Origin of the sequence: Pseudomonas sp. PSPC3-2 (genome assembly GCF_049897085.1) — a bacterium.
GTDB lineage: Bacteria > Pseudomonadota > Gammaproteobacteria > Pseudomonadales > Pseudomonadaceae > Aquipseudomonas > Aquipseudomonas paraveronii.
In genome coordinates, this window is sequence record NZ_JAFCVO010000007.1 from 225,959 (window position 1) to 244,187 (window position 18,229).

At 59.3% G+C, this 18,229-nt stretch carries 16 protein-coding genes and 1 other RNA gene; 7 read left to right on the plus strand and 10 right to left on the minus strand.

The features are described 5' to 3' along the window. Positions 1 to 145: 145 nt before the first annotated feature. From ssrA to ACP7CJ_RS14210, 7 genes are all read right to left on the minus strand, one after another. Positions 146 to 539, minus strand: a transfer-messenger RNA (tmRNA) gene (gene ssrA / locus ACP7CJ_RS14180). 102 nt (positions 540 to 641) lie between these two features. Next, entirely contained in the window at positions 642 to 926 is a 285-nt protein-coding gene (locus tag ACP7CJ_RS14185) for a hypothetical protein (protein ID WP_247395660.1), read from the minus strand. A gap of 137 nt (positions 927 to 1,063) precedes the next feature. Beyond that, positions 1,064 to 3,874, minus strand: coding sequence for an FAD-binding and (Fe-S)-binding domain-containing protein (locus tag ACP7CJ_RS14190; protein WP_247395662.1), 2,811 nt, complete (start codon positions 3,872 to 3,874; stop codon positions 1,064 to 1,066). Further along, positions 3,871 to 4,542 (minus strand): LutC/YkgG family protein, encoded by a 672-nt coding sequence (locus ACP7CJ_RS14195; protein ID WP_276194940.1) that lies wholly within the window; start codon positions 4,540 to 4,542, stop codon positions 3,871 to 3,873. The genes ACP7CJ_RS14190 and ACP7CJ_RS14195 overlap by 4 nt, the downstream gene beginning before the upstream one ends. Further along, positions 4,542 to 5,996: a LutB/LldF family L-lactate oxidation iron-sulfur protein gene (locus ACP7CJ_RS14200; RefSeq protein WP_426100628.1), complete on the minus strand. Its 1,455-nt coding sequence runs from the start codon at positions 5,994 to 5,996 to the stop codon at positions 4,542 to 4,544. Before ACP7CJ_RS14200 ends, ACP7CJ_RS14195 begins: the two co-directional genes overlap by 1 nt. Next, positions 5,993 to 6,817 (minus strand): (Fe-S)-binding protein, encoded by an 825-nt coding sequence (locus ACP7CJ_RS14205; protein ID WP_426100630.1) that lies wholly within the window; start codon positions 6,815 to 6,817, stop codon positions 5,993 to 5,995. Before ACP7CJ_RS14205 ends, ACP7CJ_RS14200 begins: the two co-directional genes overlap by 4 nt. Before the next feature lie 136 nt (positions 6,818 to 6,953). Then, complete coding sequence (locus ACP7CJ_RS14210; RefSeq protein WP_426100632.1) at positions 6,954 to 8,648, minus strand: lactate permease LctP family transporter; 1,695 nt, start codon at positions 8,646 to 8,648, stop codon at positions 6,954 to 6,956. A gap of 261 nt (positions 8,649 to 8,909) precedes the next feature. On the opposite strand from ACP7CJ_RS14210, the gene ACP7CJ_RS14215 reads away from it, so the two are divergent. Next, on the plus strand, positions 8,910 to 9,677 hold the full coding sequence (locus ACP7CJ_RS14215; protein WP_276194936.1) for an FCD domain-containing protein: 768 nt from the start codon (positions 8,910 to 8,912) through the stop codon (positions 9,675 to 9,677). Positions 9,678 to 9,715: 38 nt separating this feature from the next. Here the strand turns inward: ACP7CJ_RS14215 and smpB are convergent, their stop codons facing one another. After that, entirely contained in the window at positions 9,716 to 10,198 is a 483-nt protein-coding gene (gene smpB, locus ACP7CJ_RS14220) for an SsrA-binding protein SmpB (RefSeq protein WP_048724498.1), read from the minus strand. Positions 10,199 to 10,366: 168 nt separating this feature from the next. Between smpB and ACP7CJ_RS14225 the strand changes: the two genes are divergently transcribed. Both ACP7CJ_RS14225 and ACP7CJ_RS14230 read left to right on the plus strand, forming a co-directional pair. Continuing rightward, positions 10,367 to 10,801, plus strand: a complete 435-nt coding sequence (locus tag ACP7CJ_RS14225; RefSeq protein WP_276194935.1) for a type II toxin-antitoxin system RatA family toxin — start codon at positions 10,367 to 10,369, stop codon at positions 10,799 to 10,801. Then, positions 10,794 to 11,096, plus strand: a complete 303-nt coding sequence (locus ACP7CJ_RS14230) for an RnfH family protein (RefSeq protein ID WP_276194934.1) — start codon at positions 10,794 to 10,796, stop codon at positions 11,094 to 11,096. Before ACP7CJ_RS14225 ends, ACP7CJ_RS14230 begins: the two co-directional genes overlap by 8 nt. 63 nt (positions 11,097 to 11,159) lie before the next feature. Here ACP7CJ_RS14230 and ACP7CJ_RS14235 read toward each other — a convergent pair whose 3' ends face one another. Then, complete coding sequence (locus tag ACP7CJ_RS14235; protein WP_247395671.1) at positions 11,160 to 11,687, minus strand: outer membrane protein assembly factor BamE; 528 nt, start codon at positions 11,685 to 11,687, stop codon at positions 11,160 to 11,162. Between the two features lie 98 nt (positions 11,688 to 11,785). Here ACP7CJ_RS14235 and fur point away from each other — a divergent pair, with 98 nt between their 5' ends. After that, the gene (gene fur, locus ACP7CJ_RS14240; protein WP_247395699.1) at positions 11,786 to 12,190 is read left to right on the plus strand and encodes a ferric iron uptake transcriptional regulator; all 405 of its coding nucleotides are present in this window, start codon (positions 11,786 to 11,788) and stop codon (positions 12,188 to 12,190) included. 90 nt (positions 12,191 to 12,280) lie between these two features. On the opposite strand, the gene recN is transcribed toward fur, so the two are convergent. Continuing rightward, complete coding sequence (gene recN, locus ACP7CJ_RS14245; RefSeq protein WP_276194932.1) at positions 12,281 to 13,954, minus strand: DNA repair protein RecN; 1,674 nt, start codon at positions 13,952 to 13,954, stop codon at positions 12,281 to 12,283. A 254-nt stretch (positions 13,955 to 14,208) separates the two neighbouring features. Here recN and grpE point away from each other — a divergent pair, with 254 nt between their 5' ends. From grpE to dnaJ, 3 genes are all read left to right on the plus strand, one after another. Beyond that, the gene (grpE, locus tag ACP7CJ_RS14250) at positions 14,209 to 14,769 is read left to right on the plus strand and encodes a nucleotide exchange factor GrpE (RefSeq protein WP_247395674.1); all 561 of its coding nucleotides are present in this window, start codon (positions 14,209 to 14,211) and stop codon (positions 14,767 to 14,769) included. A 102-nt stretch (positions 14,770 to 14,871) separates the two neighbouring features. Further along, on the plus strand, positions 14,872 to 16,788 hold the full coding sequence (dnaK, locus tag ACP7CJ_RS14255; protein WP_247395676.1) for a molecular chaperone DnaK: 1,917 nt from the start codon (positions 14,872 to 14,874) through the stop codon (positions 16,786 to 16,788). A 316-nt stretch (positions 16,789 to 17,104) separates the two neighbouring features. Next, entirely contained in the window at positions 17,105 to 18,229 is a 1,125-nt protein-coding gene (gene dnaJ, locus ACP7CJ_RS14260) for a molecular chaperone DnaJ (RefSeq protein WP_247395678.1), read from the plus strand.

Here is an 18,229-nt window from a genome sequence, read left to right on the forward strand (position 1 = left end):
CCTGAAAATAGTATTTGATAGTCCGGGATACCAAAGCGGCTGGAACTCAGAAACTCTCCAAAGCTCCCATAAGCGCTGAAACCCCTGTATTCACTGGATTTCAGGCACAAAAAAAGACGTCCGTGGACGTCTTTAGATGATGAAGTGGTGGAGCCGGGGGGATTTGAACCCCCGTCCGCCAGTACTCCGCTGTCGGTACTACATGCGTAGCCGTGTCTATTAAGTTAACCCTCAGCGACCCGACGGGCAGGGTGCTTTGGGCGAGTTGTGTAAGTTTTAGCCGCTTCGTCCACAACGTACTGCACGGCGATTCTGTTCTATATGACAATCATTTTGGGTTTACAGACATCCCCTGATGATTGCTGGACCCGAAGGTACCAGGAGGGAAGGGCTAAGGCTGCTTACGCAGCGAGAGCGTATTCCCCGTAGGTTTCGTCATTGGCAACTATAGAAAGTTGCAACAGTGGATTTACGAGTTCTGTTACCAACTCGGCATGCACCTAAAGTTTCGCGACCGGCGTCGAATCCTAAACGGCCCCGTGCTTGTAACTCGTTGTTTCTTAGTGAGTGACAAGCCTATGCAGTGTACGTCAAACGGTCACAGAAGGCCAACCCGAAGGTTGGCCTTGAACGTCGGGACGTTACTGATTGCCGCCTTTGTCACCGTTCTGTAGGTCTTGCAGGGCTTTGGACGTGATCTCTATGCACTTCTTGTCATCGCCTGCCGCGTGGGCGGCCTGCGCTTGAGACACGGCGGTATCGATTTCGCCGCGTTTGCCACTGGTGTCGGTGGCGAGCAGCGCTTTGCCGTTGTTGATTTTGTCGAGATTAATCTGACACAGCTGGTCGGTTTTTCCGGCTGCAAACACCGGTGACGCCAGCATCGCGGCGGTAACGAACAAGCCAGCAAGAGCGGAATGCTTCATAGGGGTATCTCCTTGCGAAAAAGGGCTCGACGCTGCTGGCGTTCACGTGCTGCCAGCGACATCACTGATGAGCCTCGATCGCCGAGGCCTATGCAGATGACTGCGCCGGTGCGCAGGGGTTCTGTTTTTTGCGGGTTTTAATGTGCCCTCGGCTGGGTCACGCGGTCCACGAGGTACACCAACCCGTGGTAATCGATGCCGCCATGCTGGCTCAGGCCGATCTCGCAGGTGCGGCTGGTGGAGATGCCTTCGCTGCAATATTGCACGGCGTCCTTGAGCGAGCGCAGGGAGTGGGCGTTGAGCTCCGGTGTGGTAAAGCCTTTGTCGCCGGCAAAGCCGCAGCAATGAATGCCTTCCGGAATCACCACGTTTTTGGAGCAGCGGCGGGCCAGGTCGATCAATGCCTGGCTTTCCCCAAGGTGCTGGGTGCTGCAGGTGACGTGTACGGCGATCGGTGCCTCCTGCGGCGTGAAGTCGAGGCGGTCCATCAGGTGCGTGCGGATAAACCGAACCGGGTCGTAGAGGTCCAGGCGTGTTTCGCCCAGGTCTTGCACCAGGCGCAGGGTGCAGGGGCTGGTGTCGCAGTAGATCGGGTCGAGGCCGCCACGGCTGGCGTGGAGCAAGGCGCCGATCAGTTCCTGGCGCTTGTGTTCGGCCTGTTCGGCGTAGCCCTTGGAGGCAAAGGGCTGGCCGCAGCACAGGTTGTCCTGGTTGTCGGGGAAGACGACTTGGTAGCCGGCTTTTTCCAGCAGGCCACGGGTTTTGTCGTACAGCGACATCTGCTCTTTATCGCCAGCCGCCGGCCCCATGGCGCGTGAGACGCACGCCGCGAGGTAGACCACGCGTGGTCGCTCATCGGTCACCGCCGGGCTGAAGCGAATGGCTTTTTCCGGCTGCGGCATAGCGTTGGTCCATTGTGGGATTTGTCCCTTGGACAGCTTGGTCACTGTGGCCGACAACTTAGCCAGGCGCGGCGCGCCCAACAGCATGCGTGCACCGTTGGCGACGTGCAGGGTAAAGCGTGCGCCTTGCAGCGCAGTGGCGAAGTGGGTGGCAAGCCATTCGGCGGTTTTCGTATGGTCGGCGTCGCGGGCCCGGAGTTTTTTCACCAGGTCGCCGGTGTTAATTCCCACAGGGCAGCGCTGGGCACATAGCCCGGTGGCGGCGCAGGTGTCGATGCCCTGGTAGCGGTAGGCCGTTTCCAGTTCAGTCGTGTCGATGCCGGCGCGTTTTTTCGCCTGGATATCGCGCCAGATCACGATGCGCTGGCGCGGGCTCAAGGTCAGGCCTTTCGACGGGCACACCGGCTCGCAGAACCCGCACTCGATGCACTTATCCACAAGCTCGTCGGCGGCGGGCAGCGGCTTGAGGTGTTTAAGGTGGATCTGCGGGTCTTCGCTGAGCACCACGTCCGGGTTGAGAATACCGTTGGGGTCGAGCAGGCGTTTGAGTTGCCACATCAGTTGGTAGGCGTCGCTGCCCCATTCCAGCTCGACGAACGGCGCCATGTTGCGGCCGGTGCCATGTTCGGCTTTCAGCGAGCCGCCAAACTCCACCGCCACCAGTTGCGCGACGTCGTCCATGAACGCTTGGTAGCGTGCGACTTCTTCGCTGCTGTTGAAGCCTTGGGTGAACACAAAGTGCAGATTGCCTTCCAGGGCGTGTCCGAAAAGGATGGCTTCGTCGTAGTGATGTTTGTCGAACAGCTCGATCAAGCGGTTAACGCCGATGGCCAGTTGTTCGACCGGGAAGGTTACGTCTTCGATGATCACCGTGGTGCCGGTTTTGCGCACGGCGCCGACGGCGGGGAAGGTATCTTTGCGGATCGCCCACAGGCGGGCGTTTTCCACGGGGTCTTCGGTGAAGTCGACCTGTTTTTCCACCGGAAACGCCGCCAGGGACGCCATGATCAGCGCCAGTTGCTCGTGGAGCAAAGAGGGCGATGCGGCGCGGGATTCGATCAGCAGCGCGCAGGCATTTTCCGATAGATGTTGTACGAAGGCCGGCATGCCGGGCTTGTCCTGCACCGAACGCATGCTGCGTCGGTCGAGCAGCTCAACGGCTGAGACCGGTTGGGTTTTCAGGACGGTTACCGCATTGCAGCAGGTCTCGACATCGGGGAATACGATCAGCGCCGAGGCTTTGTTCGGGTGGTCGATGACGGTGTCGTAGGTCACGGCACTGATAAAACCCAGGGTGCCTTCGGAGCCCACCAGCAGGTGGCTGAGAATATCCAGCGGCTCATCGAAATCCACCAGGGCGTTGAGTGACAGGCCGGTGGTATTTTTCAGGCGGTATTTGTGGCGGATTTTGGCGGCCAGTTCAGCGTTTGCCCGCGTCTCTTGGCCGAGTGTGGCCAAGCGCTCAAGCAGCGTGCTGTGCTGCTGACGAAATGCCGCGACGCTGGCGGCATCTTCGGTGTCCAGGCGGCTGCCGTCGGCCAGTACCAGGCGAATCCCAGCGAGGGTGTGGTAGGTGTTTTGCGCCGTACCGCAGCACATTCCGCTGGCATTGTTGGCGACGATGCCGCCGATTTTGCAGGCGTTGATCGACGCCGGATCCGGCCCGATCTTGCGCCCGAAGGGGGCCAGCCAGGCGTTGGCCTGGGCGCCGATCACGCCGGGTTGCAGGCGGATCTGCGTGCCTTGCCCGCGAATTTCGCGGCCGTTCCAGTTGTCCCCCAGTACGATCAGCACTGAATCGCTGATGGCTTGCCCGGACAAGCTGGTGCCTGCTGCGCGGAAGGTCACCGGAACATGATCGCGCTGGGCCAGTTGCAGCAGCGCCACGACTTCGTCTTCCGACTCGACGCGGATCACCAACTGTGGGATCAGTCGGTAAAAACTGGCGTCTGTGCCAAATGCCAAGGTGGAAAGTGGGTCGTCGAAGCGACGACTTTTCGGGATCAGCAGTGTGACGTCAGCAAGGAAAGCGGCAGGCAGACTCATTGGTCCTCCAGGATCAGCACCACCAGGTCCTTCGGACCGTGGGCGCCATAAGCCAGAACTTGTTCGATGTCAGCCGTCTTCGACGGGCCGGACACCAGCAGGGCATTGGTGGGCATGCCTTGGGCCCAGGCGAATTGCTGCTGGACCTGATAAAAGTTGTCGTAAATCTCACTGGCCTTGAGCAGTGCAAAATGTACCGGTGGCACCAGGCTCATCAGGCGCGGTTCTTCCCGCGAGGGCCACAGAATCAGGCTACCGGTGGCGGCGATGGCGCCGAGGGTGGTGGTCAGGCTGGCCGGTGTGTCATTAAACAGCTCGGCTTTCCATTCTTCCACTGGGCGGTCATAGGCTTTGAGCCGTGGCAATTGCGGGTTGTTCGACCAGTGTTCGGTGATGCGCCGACCGTGCTCGGTTGTCGGCGCGATGAGCAGGCTGGGCAGTTCGCGCTTTTGCAGCAGTTGCGCGAGCAAGGCCGGCCATTCGGCGCTGCGGGTCAGGTGGATCTCGGTATGCACCGCTTCCATCAGCTTGCGCAATTGTGCGATGCGCTGCTCTGGCGGATAGGTGTAGATCTGTGTGACCAGAGTCTCATCGAAGTTGTCGGGCACCGGTGTTGTGCCCGTCAGGCTGTGGCGCAATTTGCCGAGGATATTTTGCTTGGCGCTCATCAACGCGCTCCCTGTTTGGCCAAATGCTCGCGTGCCAGGTCATGCAGCGAACGGGCGGCGGGTTTAGGCGCGCTATGGTTTTGCGTCCATGGCCCGACATTGCTCGGTACGAGGGCGCGCAGGCGCGTGGCGGCGAATGTGAACACGCGGTATAGCGTCGGTGAGCTGTGGAGCTTGGCCCAGGCGTTCCAGACAAACCGCTCCTGGCGCGAATACTTGCTGCCTTGACCGCGCATCACGGGGTGTGGGCTATCCGGCGCTTTTACGTTCTCTTCCCGCAGACGGCGCAGCAAGGCCGGGATCGGGATTTTTACCGGGCACACTTCTCCACAGGCACCGCACAACGAAGACGCACTGGGGTGGTCCGGCACTTTCGCCAGGCCGACCATATGCGGCGTGATGATTTTTCCGATCGGGCCGGGGTACACCTCTCCGTAGGCATGGCCGCCGATTCGGGTATACACCGGGCAATGATTCATACAGGCGCCACAGCGAATGCAGTTGAGCGTCTGGCGCAGTTCACTGTCGGCAAACGCCTGGCTGCGCCCATTGTCCAGCAATATCAGGTGGACTTCTTCTGGGCCGTCGAGCTCAGCGGGCTTGCGCGGGCCGGAGATCATATTGACGTAGGTGGTGATCGGCTGACCGAGCGCGGAGCGGGTCAGCAGCGACAGCAACGGCACTACGTCACGCAGGTTTTCCACGACCTTCTCGATGCCGGTCACGGCGATATGCACCGGTGGCACCGTGGTCGACATACGCCCGTTACCTTCGTTTTCCACCAGCAGCAGCGTGCCGGTTTCGGCCACGGCGAAGTTGACGCCGGAGACGCCGATATCTGCTTCGAAGAACTTTTCCCGCAGCACACGGCGACCAATCTGAATCAACTGGTCGACATCCTTGGTGTACTCCACGCCGAGTTTTTCGTGGAACAGCGACGCGACCTGGCTGGCGTTCTTGTGGATCGCCGGCATGATGATGTGGGATGGCTTCTCGTGGTCGAGTTGAACAATAAACTCTCCCATGTCCGACTCAAGGCATTCGATGCCTTGGGTGGCAAGTACGTGGTTCATCTCCATCTCTTCGCTGACCATGGATTTGCCTTTGATCACCTGCGTGGCTGCACGCCGGCGGATGATCGACAAGACGATCGCATTGGCCTCTTCAACCGTTTCGGCCCAATGCACGGTCACGCCGTTACGGGTCAGGTTGGCTTCCAGTTGTTCGAGCAGGTCGGGCAGCTTCGACAGGGCTCGGGCGCGCACCGCGTTACCGAGGGCGCGCAGGTGTTCGCGTTCGTGGGCGTCGCTGAAAGACGCCGCCCGTTTGCTCATCAGGGAATCCATCGCGTTGCGAAAGTTGTTTCGCAGTTGCGTGTCGCCCAGCGCCTGGTGGGCGCGGGTGCGGAAGTCTTCCGACACATCGACGGTCGGAATCAGCGCAGCGGCGTTCATCGCTCACCCCCGGTGCGTTGCCAGAGAAAGCTGGCCAGGTGTTGGCCGCGTAAGGCGGCTTGCTGTTTCTCCAGGGCGCCATTGATGTTCATCAAGCAGCCGCAATCAGCGCTCAGCACTTGATGGGCGCCGGATTCCTGCAAGGCTCGGGTCTTGTCGGCCACCATTGCGCCGGAAATGTCCGGCATGCGCACGCTGAACGTTCCACCAAAGCCACAGCATTCGCTTTCGTGGCTGTGGTCGACGCGTTCGACATTGCGCAGTTGGGCCAGCAATTCGCGGCCGTGGAGGTGGGTATTCATTTCCCTGCGCGCGGAGCATGAAGTGTGCAGGGCGACTTTGACCGGCGCCCCGCTGTCGTTGAGTTGCACCTTGCACACGAACAACAGGAACTCCGCCAACTCATAAGTACGGGCCGCGAGGGCCTGCACTTGTTTGAGGGTGTCGGGTTCGTCCTTGAAAAGGTCGGCGTAGTGCTCGCGTAACATGCCGGCACAGGAACCGGACGGCACCACCACTGGGTAGTCGCCGGCGAACAACGCCAGTTGCGCGCGCGCCACTTGTCGGGCCTGGTCGGTATAACCCGAGGTGTAGGCCGGTTGCCCGCAGCAGCTTTGCCCTTGGGGATAGTCCACGCAGATCCCTTCGCGCTCCAGCAGGTGGATCGCGTCCATGCCGGCTTCGGGATAGAACAGGTCCACCACGCAGGTGCCGAACAGGTAGACCTTCTGCGGTTTTTCGTGGGGGTATTCACGTGGCTGGGCCAGGGGCGGCGCGACACGGGTGGCATTCGGCACGGCGTTGTAAAAAAGCTCGCTCATCAGGCGCGTTCTCCGGGTAGTCCCGGTTGTCCGTCCGTCAGGGCAGCAGCGTGTTCAGCGGCCCGGCAGATGGGTTGTGGAAAGCTGACGCCGAAATCGCTGTTCGGCGTCGGTTATTGCTTGATTGCCTGTGGTTTCAATGCACGAGCATGCCGGTGAACCAGTAGGCCTGGGCCAGCGTGATCAGCCCGACGATGGTGGCGAAAAACAGGCTGTGCTTGAGGGTGAAGCGGAACAGGTCGGATTCCTTGCCGACCAGACCGGTAGCGGCGCAGGCCACGGCGATCGATTGCGGCGAAATCATCTTGCCGGTCACGCCGCCGCTGGTGTTCGCCGCTACCAGCAAGACGTCGTTGACACCGATCTGGTGGGCGGTGGTGGCTTGCAGCGAGCTGAACAGGGCGTTGGACGAGGTGTCGGAGCCTGTCAGGAAAACCCCCAGCCAGCCGAGGAACGGCGAGAAGAACGGGAAGGCTGCACCGGTGCCGGCCAGGACCAACGCCATGGTCGAGGACATGCCCGAGTAGTTGGTGACGAAGGCGAAGGCCAGCACCATGCCGATGGACAGGATCGGCCAGCGCAGTTCGTAGAAGGTCTCTTTCAAAGTGGTAAGACCAGTTTTGATGTCGATCTTCAATATCAGCATCGAGATCAGCGCGGAAAAGAAGATCGCGGTGCCGGTCGCTGAAATCGGGTCCAGTTTGAATATGGCGGGGATGGCCGTCTGATTGGTCACGATAGGCGCAACCTTGACCACCATTTGGTCCAGGTGCGGGATCGCGAAGTTGAACACCCAGCTGTACATCGAGCCGCCCGCAGCGAACATCGCCTTGAATGGCTTGAGGGTCCAGATGGTCACCAGCACGGTCAGGATCAGGAACGGCGACCAGGCCTTGAAGATTCGCCCCAGGCTGTAGGGCGAAGCGACAGTGCTGCGTGGCAGGCCGAAGCCGCCGACGCTGGCGGTGACCGTTGCGTTGGAGGTTGCACCGGCAATCTGTGCGCCGGCGGTGCGCTTGGGTTGCCAGACTTTCAGGAACAGGGTCAAGGAAACCAGGCTGGCCAGGGCCGAGGTGATGTCCGGCAGTTCCGGGCCGATGAAGTTGGACGTGAAGTATTGGGTGACGGCAAAGCTCAGGCCTGCCACCAAGGCGGCCGGCCAGGTTTCGCGCACGCCGCGCAGGCCGTCCATCATGAACACCAGCCAGAACGGTACGAACAGCGACAGCAGTGGCAATTGGCGACCGGTCATGGCGCCGATCTTGAACGCGTCAATGCCGGTCACTTGTCCGGCGACGATGATCGGAATCCCCAGGGCGCCGAAGGCGACAGGTGCGGTGTTGGCAATCAGGCACAGGCCGGCGGCGTACAGCGGGTTGAAACCCAGGCCGACCAGCAGCGCGGCGGTAATCGCCACGGGAGCACCGAAGCCGGCGGCACCTTCCAGGAATGCGCCGAAGCAGAAACCGATCAGCAAGACCTGTAGGCGTTGGTCGTCGGTAATCGACAGCACCGAGCTGCGGATGATCTCGAACTGGCCGCTTTTGACCGTCAGTTTGTAGAGGAATACCGCTGCGACGATGATCCAGGCGATTGGCCACAGGCCGTAGGCAAAGCCGTAGCCGGCAGCGGCCAGTGCCATGTCCACCGGCATCTGGAAGGCAAAGATTGCCACCAGGATCGACAGCGCAAGCGTGATGCTGCCAGCGACGTGGCCTTTAAGGCGAAACACGGCCAGAGCCAAGAAGAAAAATACGATTGGAATAACGGCGGCCAGTGCGGACAGGCCGAGGCTGCCGAGCGGGCTGTAGAGCTGTTGCCAAGTTTGCATATGGGGTGGCCCCTAATTGTTGTTGGTTAGGCACGTTTTAGTCGGCTTGGGTAATTGGTAATACCAATTTACAGCCGCTGTTGGCTAGAGTAAAAGCCTTGGCGGTGGTGTGTCAATTTGCCGCCTGCGAAACTTTGGTCTTAAAGTTATGGGCGGCTGCTCTGATCGGATAAATCGAAGGTGTTCTGATGGGTGCTGCAAGCGTTGCGATAGGCCAGAATAGAGGCCCCGGCGAGTGGTCGGGATCGTGGAGAGAGTGTTATGGGGTTTGATCAGGTGCGTCAGCGCCGTTTGTCTGACGATATTGTCGAGCAGCTTGAGGGCATGATCCTTGAGGGCACGCTGAAATCGGGCGAGCGCTTGCCGGCCGAGCGCGCGTTGGCTGAAAAGTTCGGCGTGTCGCGCCCCTCGCTGCGTGAGGCGATTCAGAAGCTGGCGGCCAAGGGTTTGCTGGTCAGTCGCCAGGGCGGTGGCAATTATGTGGCTGAGTCGTTGGGCTCGACGTTCAGCGATCCGTTGTTGCGCCTGCTGGAAAACAATCCCGAGGCTCAGCGTGATTTGCTGGAGTTTCGCCAAACCCTCGAAGCGTCCTGTGCTTATTACGCAGCGTTGCGCGCTACCGAAGTCGACCGTGAGCGGCTGACGGCGGCCTTTGAAGCGCTACAGGATTGTTACGCGCGCGACGATAAAGTCAGTCGGGCGGAGGAGGGGGCTGCGGATGCGCGGTTTCACCTGGCCATTGCCGAGGCCAGCCACAACGCCGTGCTGTTGCACACCATTCGTGGGTTGTTCGACCTGCTCAAGCGGAACGTGGTGACCAATATTGGCGGCATGTATCAGCAGCGCACGGAAACCCGCGACATGCTGATCAGTCAGCATCGGGATTTGTACCTGGCGATTATCGAGGGGCGGGCCGAGCAGGCGCGGGAAGTCTCAACGCGTCATCTGTTGTATGTGCAGGAGGTGTTGGAGGAGGTGCGTCAGGAAGTTCAGCGCGTGGCCCGGGCGGAGCGGCGCAAGAGCATGTAGCCGAGGGTGAGGCACCCAAGGCTACAGCGTCACCAGGATTATTCTTCCTTGCCCTTGTTGCGCACGGCGCGATGCAGCTCACGATCGGAATCGCGCTCGCGCTCGGTATCGCGCTTGTCGTATTCCTTCTTGCCCTTGCCCAGTGCGATCTCGCACTTGACCAGATGCTTGCTCCAGTACCAGGACAGGCAGATGCAGGCATAGCCTTTCTGCTGTACGGCGGCGGCGAGCTTGTCCAGTTCGCGGGCGTTGAGCAGCAGCTTGCGTGTGCGCACCGGGTCGGCAATCACGTGCGTGCTCGCGGTGGTCAGCGGGGTGATATGACTGCCAAGCAGCCACGCCTCGCCATCCTTGAGCAGCACATAGCTGTCGACTAGCTGCAGCTTGCTGGCTCGCAGACTTTTTACTTCCCAGCCGGCCAGGACCAGACCAGCCTCGAACCGATGTTCGATGAAGTAATCGTGTCGCGCCTTTTTATTTTGCGCGATGGTCCCTGTGGGGTGTTTCTTTTGTTTAGCCATAGGGGCGGCATTATAGGGAGTTGCGAGCGTGTCGGCTACGGTCAACCTGTGTGCTTGAGCGTGTTGGACGAATCCCGGACAATACCGGCAGTTCTTTGGTTTTTTTCTCTCGCGGATCGGGTTGTTCTTTCTCGATGTTTGCCGCTCAGTTGTGGAAATAACGCTCACATGACGACGCATATTCAACGTTCGGCCCTGCTGCCCTATCCGGCCCAGGCGCTTTATGACCTGGTCAACGACGTGGCGCGTTACCCGGAATTCCTGCCGTGGTGCTCGACCGCCGAGGTGCTGGAAAGCAGTGATGAGCACATGGTTGCCAGTGTCGGGGTGGCCAAGGGAGGGCTCAGCCAGCACTTTGTCACACGCAATGTCCTGGTGCCGGGCAAATCCATTGAAATGAATCTGCAGGAAGGGCCGTTCACCCAGTTGCATGGTGTCTGGGTATTCAAGGTGTTGACCGAGCAGGCCTGCAAGATCAGCCTGGATCTGTCCTTCGATTATGCGGGGCCCATTGTGCGGGCGACGTTGGGGCCTCTGTTCAATCAGGCCGCCAATACCCTGGTCGACGCGTTCTGTCAGCGAGCCAAGCAACTGCATGTTTGAGATTGAAGTGGTGTATGCCGGGGTGGATCGCCAGGTGTTGCTGGCGGTCGCGGTGGCATCGGGCACGAGCCTGCGGGCAGCGGTGCTGGCGTCGGGTATTGCGGCGCACTTTCCTGAGGTGGACCTTGCTGATTGCCCGCTGGGGATATTCGGCAGGGTGGTGGTGGACCCCGATACGCGCACCGTGCAGTCAGGTGATCGTATTGAGATTTACCGCCCGCTGCTGGCCGACCCCAAAGAAGTGCGCAGGCTGCGAGCGGCCAAGGCGGCGCTGGCCAAGCAACAGCGTTCATAGGCCGGCCAATCAGCAGGCAACAAAAAGCCCGGCATGCCGGGCTTTTTATCGAACACCGCACACTTACTGCGGGCTGGTGTCCAGAGGCTGTGGCGTCGGGACTGGAACGGTTTGCACGCCGTCGACGTCTTTCTGGATCTTGTCGAGCAATGAGCCTGGCTTGGCCGGTACTTCGGACTTCGGCTTCTCGGCTCCCTGCGCTGGCGCAGTCACGTTGGTGCCGTTGTCCTTGCCCAGTAAGGCTTCATCGCGGCTTACGCCGGGCATGAAGTCGCCGGACAGGCTGACCAGTTGATCATTGCCATTAAAGATGACAGCGACACGCTCCTGTTGGCGTTCACCGCCCCCAGGCTGGATGCTATAGAGATAATCCCAGCGATCGGCATGGAACGTGTCAGTCAGCAGGGGGTTACCCATAATAAACCGCACTTGCCGTCGGGTCATTCCCGGGCGTAACTGGTCTATCATGTCCTGTGTGACGACATTGCCCTGCTGGATGTCGATTTTGTAAACCCCGGGGAATGAACAACCGGCGAGTGCGAGCAGTCCCACAAAGGTGAAACTGGTTAGCAAGAGCTTGGTGTTTTGCATCGGTGGGCGACTTCCACTATCTTGGCTGGGACAACGTAAACGCCGATCATACCCGTATTAAGAGAAGCTGCGAAGCAGCATCCGCGAGAAAGCTAACCATGGTTGAAAATAGCGAACTACGCAAAGCCGGTCTTAAAGTGACTCTGCCACGCGTCAAAATTCTACAAATGCTTGATTCTGCTGAGCAGCGCCACATGAGTGCCGAGGATGTTTACAAGGCGCTGATGGAGTCTAATGAGGACGTTGGCCTGGCCACGGTTTACCGTGTGCTGACCCAGTTTGAAGCCGCAGGGCTGGTGGTTCGTCATAATTTCGACGGCGGTCATGCAGTGTTCGAATTGGCTGACGGTGGTCATCACGACCACATGGTCGATGTGGACAGTGGTGAGGTTATCGAATTCACCAACCCGGAAATCGAGCGGCTTCAGAAGGCAATTGCCGAGGAGCATGGCTACGACTTGGCGGACCATAATTTGGTTCTTTACGTTCGTAAGAAAAAGTAAAAATCGGCGCAGATTGACTCTGCGAAACGATTGAAGGCGACCCCAGGGTCGCCTTCGTGCTTTCTATAAGCGTGAAAATTGCTGGTTCGCTCAGGCCTTCGCCGCCACCACCATTTTCTTCGCGTGGGCCAGGGACTCTTTGGTCAGGTCGATACCGCCGAGCATGCGCGCCACTTCCTCAACACGCTCCGACTTATTCAGCTTGGACACTGCAGTGCGTGTCGCATCGCTGCCCCGTACTTTATGTACAAACAAATGCTGATGCCCTTGGGCGGCCACTTGCGGCAAGTGGGTGACTGTCAGCACCTGGCCGCGATCCCCCAGGCGGCGAAGCAGTTGGCCGACAATTTCTGCGGTCGGGCCACCAATGCCAACGTCCACCTCGTCAAAGACCAGTGTCGGAACCCGCGAGGTCTGGGCGGTGATCACCTGAATCGCCAGGCTGATCCGTGAGAGCTCACCACCGGAGGCGACTTTTGCCAGCGCCTTGAGCGGCTGCCCCGGGTTGGCGCTGACCAGCAGTTCTACCTGTTCCAGGCCATGGGGCTGCAGTTCGTTGCTGGTGTTGGTGCGCAGTTCGATGGTGAAGCGGCCGCCGGGCATGCCCAGGCGCTGGATTTCCTGCTCTACCGCGCTGGCCAGGCCTGTGGCGGCTTGGTGGCGCAGGTCGCTCAGTTCACGGGCCTTCTCTTGATAGTGGCGGGCGAAAGAAGCCAGTTCGTCGCTCAGGCGCTCAATGGATTCGTCATTCGCGTTCAGGGTTTCGATTTCATCCAGCAGCTTCTGCTGCATCGTTGCCACTTCAGTGGGCTGGATTCGATGTTTGCGCGCCAGGGTGTAGATGGTGTCCAGGCGTTCTTCTATTTCCTGCAGGCGTGCCGGGTCGGCGTCGAAGTGGTCCAGGAAGCGGTTCAGTTCGCCTACCGCTTCTTCTACCTGAATTTGCGCGCTGGTCAGCAAGGTCGTGGCTTCATTCAGCGAACCGGACGCATTGTTCACACTGGACAGCCGATTGAGGCTGACGGTCAGTGCATTCAGTACATTGCCCGAATCGCTCTCGCTGCATTGCTCCACCACCTGGCGGCAAATACCCAGCAGGGTTTCGGCGTTGGTGAGGTTCTTGTGTTCCTGCTCAAGCTGTTCCAGCTCGCTTTCGCCAAGGCCGAGGCTTTCCAGCTCTTCGAGTTGATAGCTGAGCAATTGATGGCGTGCGCGCTGCTCGTCGCCGGAATTGGAGAGGCGCTCCAGTTCCAGGCGGGTCTGGCGCCAGCGCTGCGCGGCTAGCTGGACCTGGCGGGCCAGGTCGGTGGTGCCGGCGTATTCATCGAGCAGGCGGCGATGGGTGTCGGTTTTGAGCAGGGATTGGTGTTCGTGCTGGCTGTGGATATCGATCAGCAGCTCGCCAAGGGCTTTCAAGTCACCCAGGGGGCAGGGTGTGCCGTTGATATAGCCGCGGGAGCGTCCTTCGGCGGTGATGACCCGGCGCAGGATGCACGGCCCTTCATTATTAAGGTCGCGTTCGGCAAGCCAGGCTTCCGCTTCGGGGATGTCCGCCAGGTCGAAGGTCGCCAGGATATCGGCCTTGTCTGCGCCGGGGCGTACCACGCCACTGTCGGCGCGGTCTCCCAGGGTCAGGCCGAGGGCGTCGAGCATGATCGACTTGCCGGCGCCGGTTTCGCCTGTGATTACGCTCATCCCGCGATCCAGTTCGAGATCCAGATGTTCAACGATGGCGTAGTTATGTACGGACAGGTGCACGAGCATGACGGCCGCTCCCAGGCTTTAGGTCTGGTTATTTATACAGTGTTTTGTTCCGAGCTGACAATCCTGACGCTTAGCTCGATTTGCTTGGTCTGGTGTTTTTTTTAGCGCGAAGGGGAATGAACGGGTCGGAATTGATCTGGGTCAGCTGAAAGACTTTTGGTAACGCCTGCACCCTTGAACCTGGAAATTGTGGCCCCATATACCGGAACAGAAGCGCGAGTTGAGTTCGCGCATGATTTTGAAAGGAGAAATCTATGGCTGACGAACAGACGCAGGATACGCAAACTCCAGACGCCAATTCGGCTGCCGGTGATGAGTTGGCAACTCGTGTGCAAGTGCTCGAAGAGCAATTGGCCGCTGCGCAGGACCAATCTTTGCGTGTTGCCGCCGATCTGCAGAATGTCCGCCGCCGCGCTGAGCAGGATGTAGAAAAGGCCCACAAGTTCGCGCTGGAAAAATTCGCCGGTGATCTGTTGCCGATCATCGACAGCCTGGAGCGCGGACTTGAGTTGTCCAGCCCGGACGACGAAAACATCCGCCCGATGCGTGAAGGTATCGAGCTGACCCTGAAAATGTTCCAGGACACCCTGAAGCGTTATCAGTTGGAGGCGGTCGATCCGCAAGGTGGCGAGCCGTTCAACGCTGAGCATCACCAGGCCATGGCTATGCAGGAAAGCCATGATCATGAGCCAAACCGCGTGTTGAAAGTGTTCCAGAAGGGATACCAGCTCAACGGTCGCCTGCTGCGCCCGGCAATGGTTGTAGTCAGCAAGGCGCCTGCGCCGGTTTCACCTTCGATTGATGAGCAGGCTTGAAATTCGCCGCAAGGCCCCCATCTATAAGTCAAGCGTTTAAGTGCTACCGCAGTTAGCCACCACTGCTGCGGCATCCAAATTCAAGTTTCGGGAGAGTAAATCATGGGCAAAATTATCGGTATCGACCTGGGGACCACCAACTCCTGTGTCTCCGTGCTGGAAAACGGCGTTGCAAAAGTCATTGAAAACGCCGAAGGCGCGCGTACTACGCCGTCGATCGTTGCTTACGCCAACGACGGTGAAATCCTCGTCGGTCAGTCGGCCAAGCGCCAGGCTGTGACCAATCCGCACAACACCCTGTACGCGGTGAAGCGTTTGATCGGTCGTAAGTTCGACGAAGAAGTCGTACAGAAAGACATCAAGATGGTCCCTTACAAAATCGCCAAGGCTGACAACGGTGACGCCTGGGTTGAAGTAAACGGCCAGAAAATGTCGCCGCCACAAATCTCGGCTGAAATCTTGAAAAAGATGAAGAAAACCGCCGAAGACTACCTCGGTGAAGCAGTGACCGAGGCGGTGATCACCGTTCCGGCCTACTTCAACGACAGCCAGCGCCAGGCGACCAAAGACGCCGGCCGCATCGCGGGCCTGGACGTAAAACGTATCATCAACGAACCCACTGCGGCCGCTCTGGCTTACGGCATGGACAAGGCTAAGGGCGACCACACCGTCATCGTTTATGACTTGGGTGGCGGTACCTTCGACGTGTCCGTGATCGAAATCGCGGAAGTTGATGGCGAGCACCAGTTCGAAGTGTTGGCCACCAACGGCGACACTTTCCTGGGTGGTGAAGACTTCGATATCCGTCTGATCGACTACCTCGTCGACGAGTTCAAGAAAGAAAGCGGCATGAACCTCAAGGGTGACCCGCTGGCGATGCAGCGTCTGAAAGAGGCCTCTGAGAAAGCCAAGATCGAGCTGTCCTCGGCTCAGTCGACCGACGTTAACCTGCCGTACATCACTGCAGACGCTACCGGTCCTAAGCACTTGAACGTGAAGATCTCGCGCTCCAAGCTGGAAGCGCTGGTTGAAGACTTGGTTCAGCGCACCATCGAACCTTGCCGCATTGCACTGAAAGACTCGGGTATTGAAGTGGGTGCGATCAATGACGTGATCCTGGTCGGCGGTCAGACCCGTATGCCACTGGTTCAGAAGTTGGTGACCGAGTTTTTCGGCAAAGAAGCACGTAAAGACGTGAACCCGGACGAAGCGGTTGCCATGGGTGCTGCCATCCAGGGTGCGGTACTGGCTGGCGACGTGAAAGACGTATTGTTGCTGGACGTCAGCCCGCTGACCCTGGGTATCGAAACCATGGGCGGCGTGATGACCGCGCTGATCGAGAAAAACACCACGATTCCTACCAAGAAATCGCAAGTGTTCTCGACTGCCGATGACAACCAGGGCGCCGTGACCATTCACGTCCTGCAAGGTGAGCGTAAGCAAGCGGCGCAGAACAAGTCCCTGGGCAAGTTCGACCTGGCCGAGATCCCGCCAGCACCACGTGGCGTGCCACAAATCGAAGTGACCTTCGACATCGACGCCAACGGCATCTTGCACGTAGGCGCCAAAGACAAGGCGACCGGGAAAGAGCAGAAGATCACCATCAAGGCCAACTCTGGTCTGTCTGATGAAGAAATTCAGCAGATGATTCGTGATGCGGAAACCAATGCCGAGGCGGACAAGAAGTTTGAAGAGTTGGCCGCTGCTCGTAACCAGGGCGACGCACTGGTTCACTCGACACGTAAAATGATCACTGAAGCTGGCGACAAAGTGACTGCCGAAGAAAAAACCGCGGTCGAAGCTGCTGTGGTTGCTCTGGAAGCCGCGATTAAAGGTGACGACAAGGCTGCCATCGAAGCCAAGGTTGAGGAACTGTCGAAAGTCTCCGCACCGGTTGCTCAGAAAATGTACGCCGAACAAGGTCAGCCAGCTGACGGTGCAGCGCATCAGGCAGAGCCTGAAGCCAAGCACGACGACGTTGTCGATGCCGAGTTCGAAGAAGTCAAAGAGCAGAAGTAATCTGCTTGGCCGGTTGACCGCTAACAAGCGGTGACTGGTAGGATGTCGCCGCGCGGGAGCTTGCTCCCGCGTTGGCGTGTCTGGGGTATGCAAATTTTTACAGCATGCGACAACGCTCGGATGCTGGCGGTGTGATCGGGAATGCTCCTGCTTTCCGGCGACAGTCACCGCGTTTTTGGCCGGATCCCTGGCTGAAAGCAGTTATGACCAGGATCGTTGAATTGACGTGAGTTGGGTCCGGGCCTGTATTGGGGCTCAACGAGTTCGGCAAGGCTCAGGAGGGTCTGGCTGAACGTCCTTAAGAGTGCAAAGACTTATGGCAAAGCGTGACTATTACGTAGTATTGGGTGTGGAGCGCGGTTCCAGCGAGGCGGACCTGAAGAAGGCTTACCGTCGCCTGGCGATGAAGCACCACCCGGACCGTAATCCGGACAACAAAGAATCCGAAGAAATGTTCAAAGAGGCCAACGAGGCCTACGAATGCCTGTGTGATCCCAACAAGCGTGCAGCCTACGACCAGTATGGTCACGCCGGCGTCGATCCGAGCATGGGTGGCGGCGGTGCCGGCTTTGGCGGTCAGAACTTCTCCGATATTTTCGGCGATGTGTTCAGTGACTTCTTCGGCGGTGGCCGTGGTGGTCAGCGTGGCGGCGCCCAGCGTGGCAGCGACCTGCGCTACACCCTGGAGCTGAACCTGGAAGAAGCCGTGCGCGGCACCAGCGTCAATATCCGCGTGCCAACGCTGGTCAACTGCAAGCCTTGCGACGGTTCGGGTGCCAAGAAAGGCTCGGCGCCAATCACTTGCCCGACCTGCGGCGGTATCGGTCAGGTCCGCATGCAGCAGGGCTTCTTCTCTGTGCAGCAGACCTGTCCGCGTTGCCAAGGCCAAGGCAAGATCATCTCTGACCCATGCGATTCCTGCCACGGCGAAGGGCGTGTCGAAGAGTACAAAACCCTGTCGGTCAAAGTGCCGGCGGGCGTAGATACCGGTGACCGCATTCGCCTGTCGGGCGAAGGCGAGGCGGGGACCCAGGGTGGTCCGACGGGTGATCTGTACGTGGTGATCAATGTGCGCGAGCACTCGATCTTCCAGCGTGACGGCAAGCACCTGTTCTGCGAAGTGCCGATCAGCTTTGTCGACGCGGCCCTGGGCGGCGAGCTGGAGATTCCGACCCTGGACGGCCGGGTCAATCTCAAGATCCCTGAGGGGACGCAGACCGGCAAGCAGTTCCGTATCCGTGGCAAAGGCGTTGCGCCGGTGCGTGGTGGCGGTGCGGGCGACCTGATGTGTCGTGTCACCGTGGAAACGCCGGTCAATCTGGGCCGTCGTCAGCGTGAACTGCTCGAAGAGTTCCGCAGTTCGTTGGCAGGCGACGATTCCCATTCGCCGAAAACCACTGGCTTCTTCGATGGTGTGAAGCGCTTCTTCGGCGACCTGTAA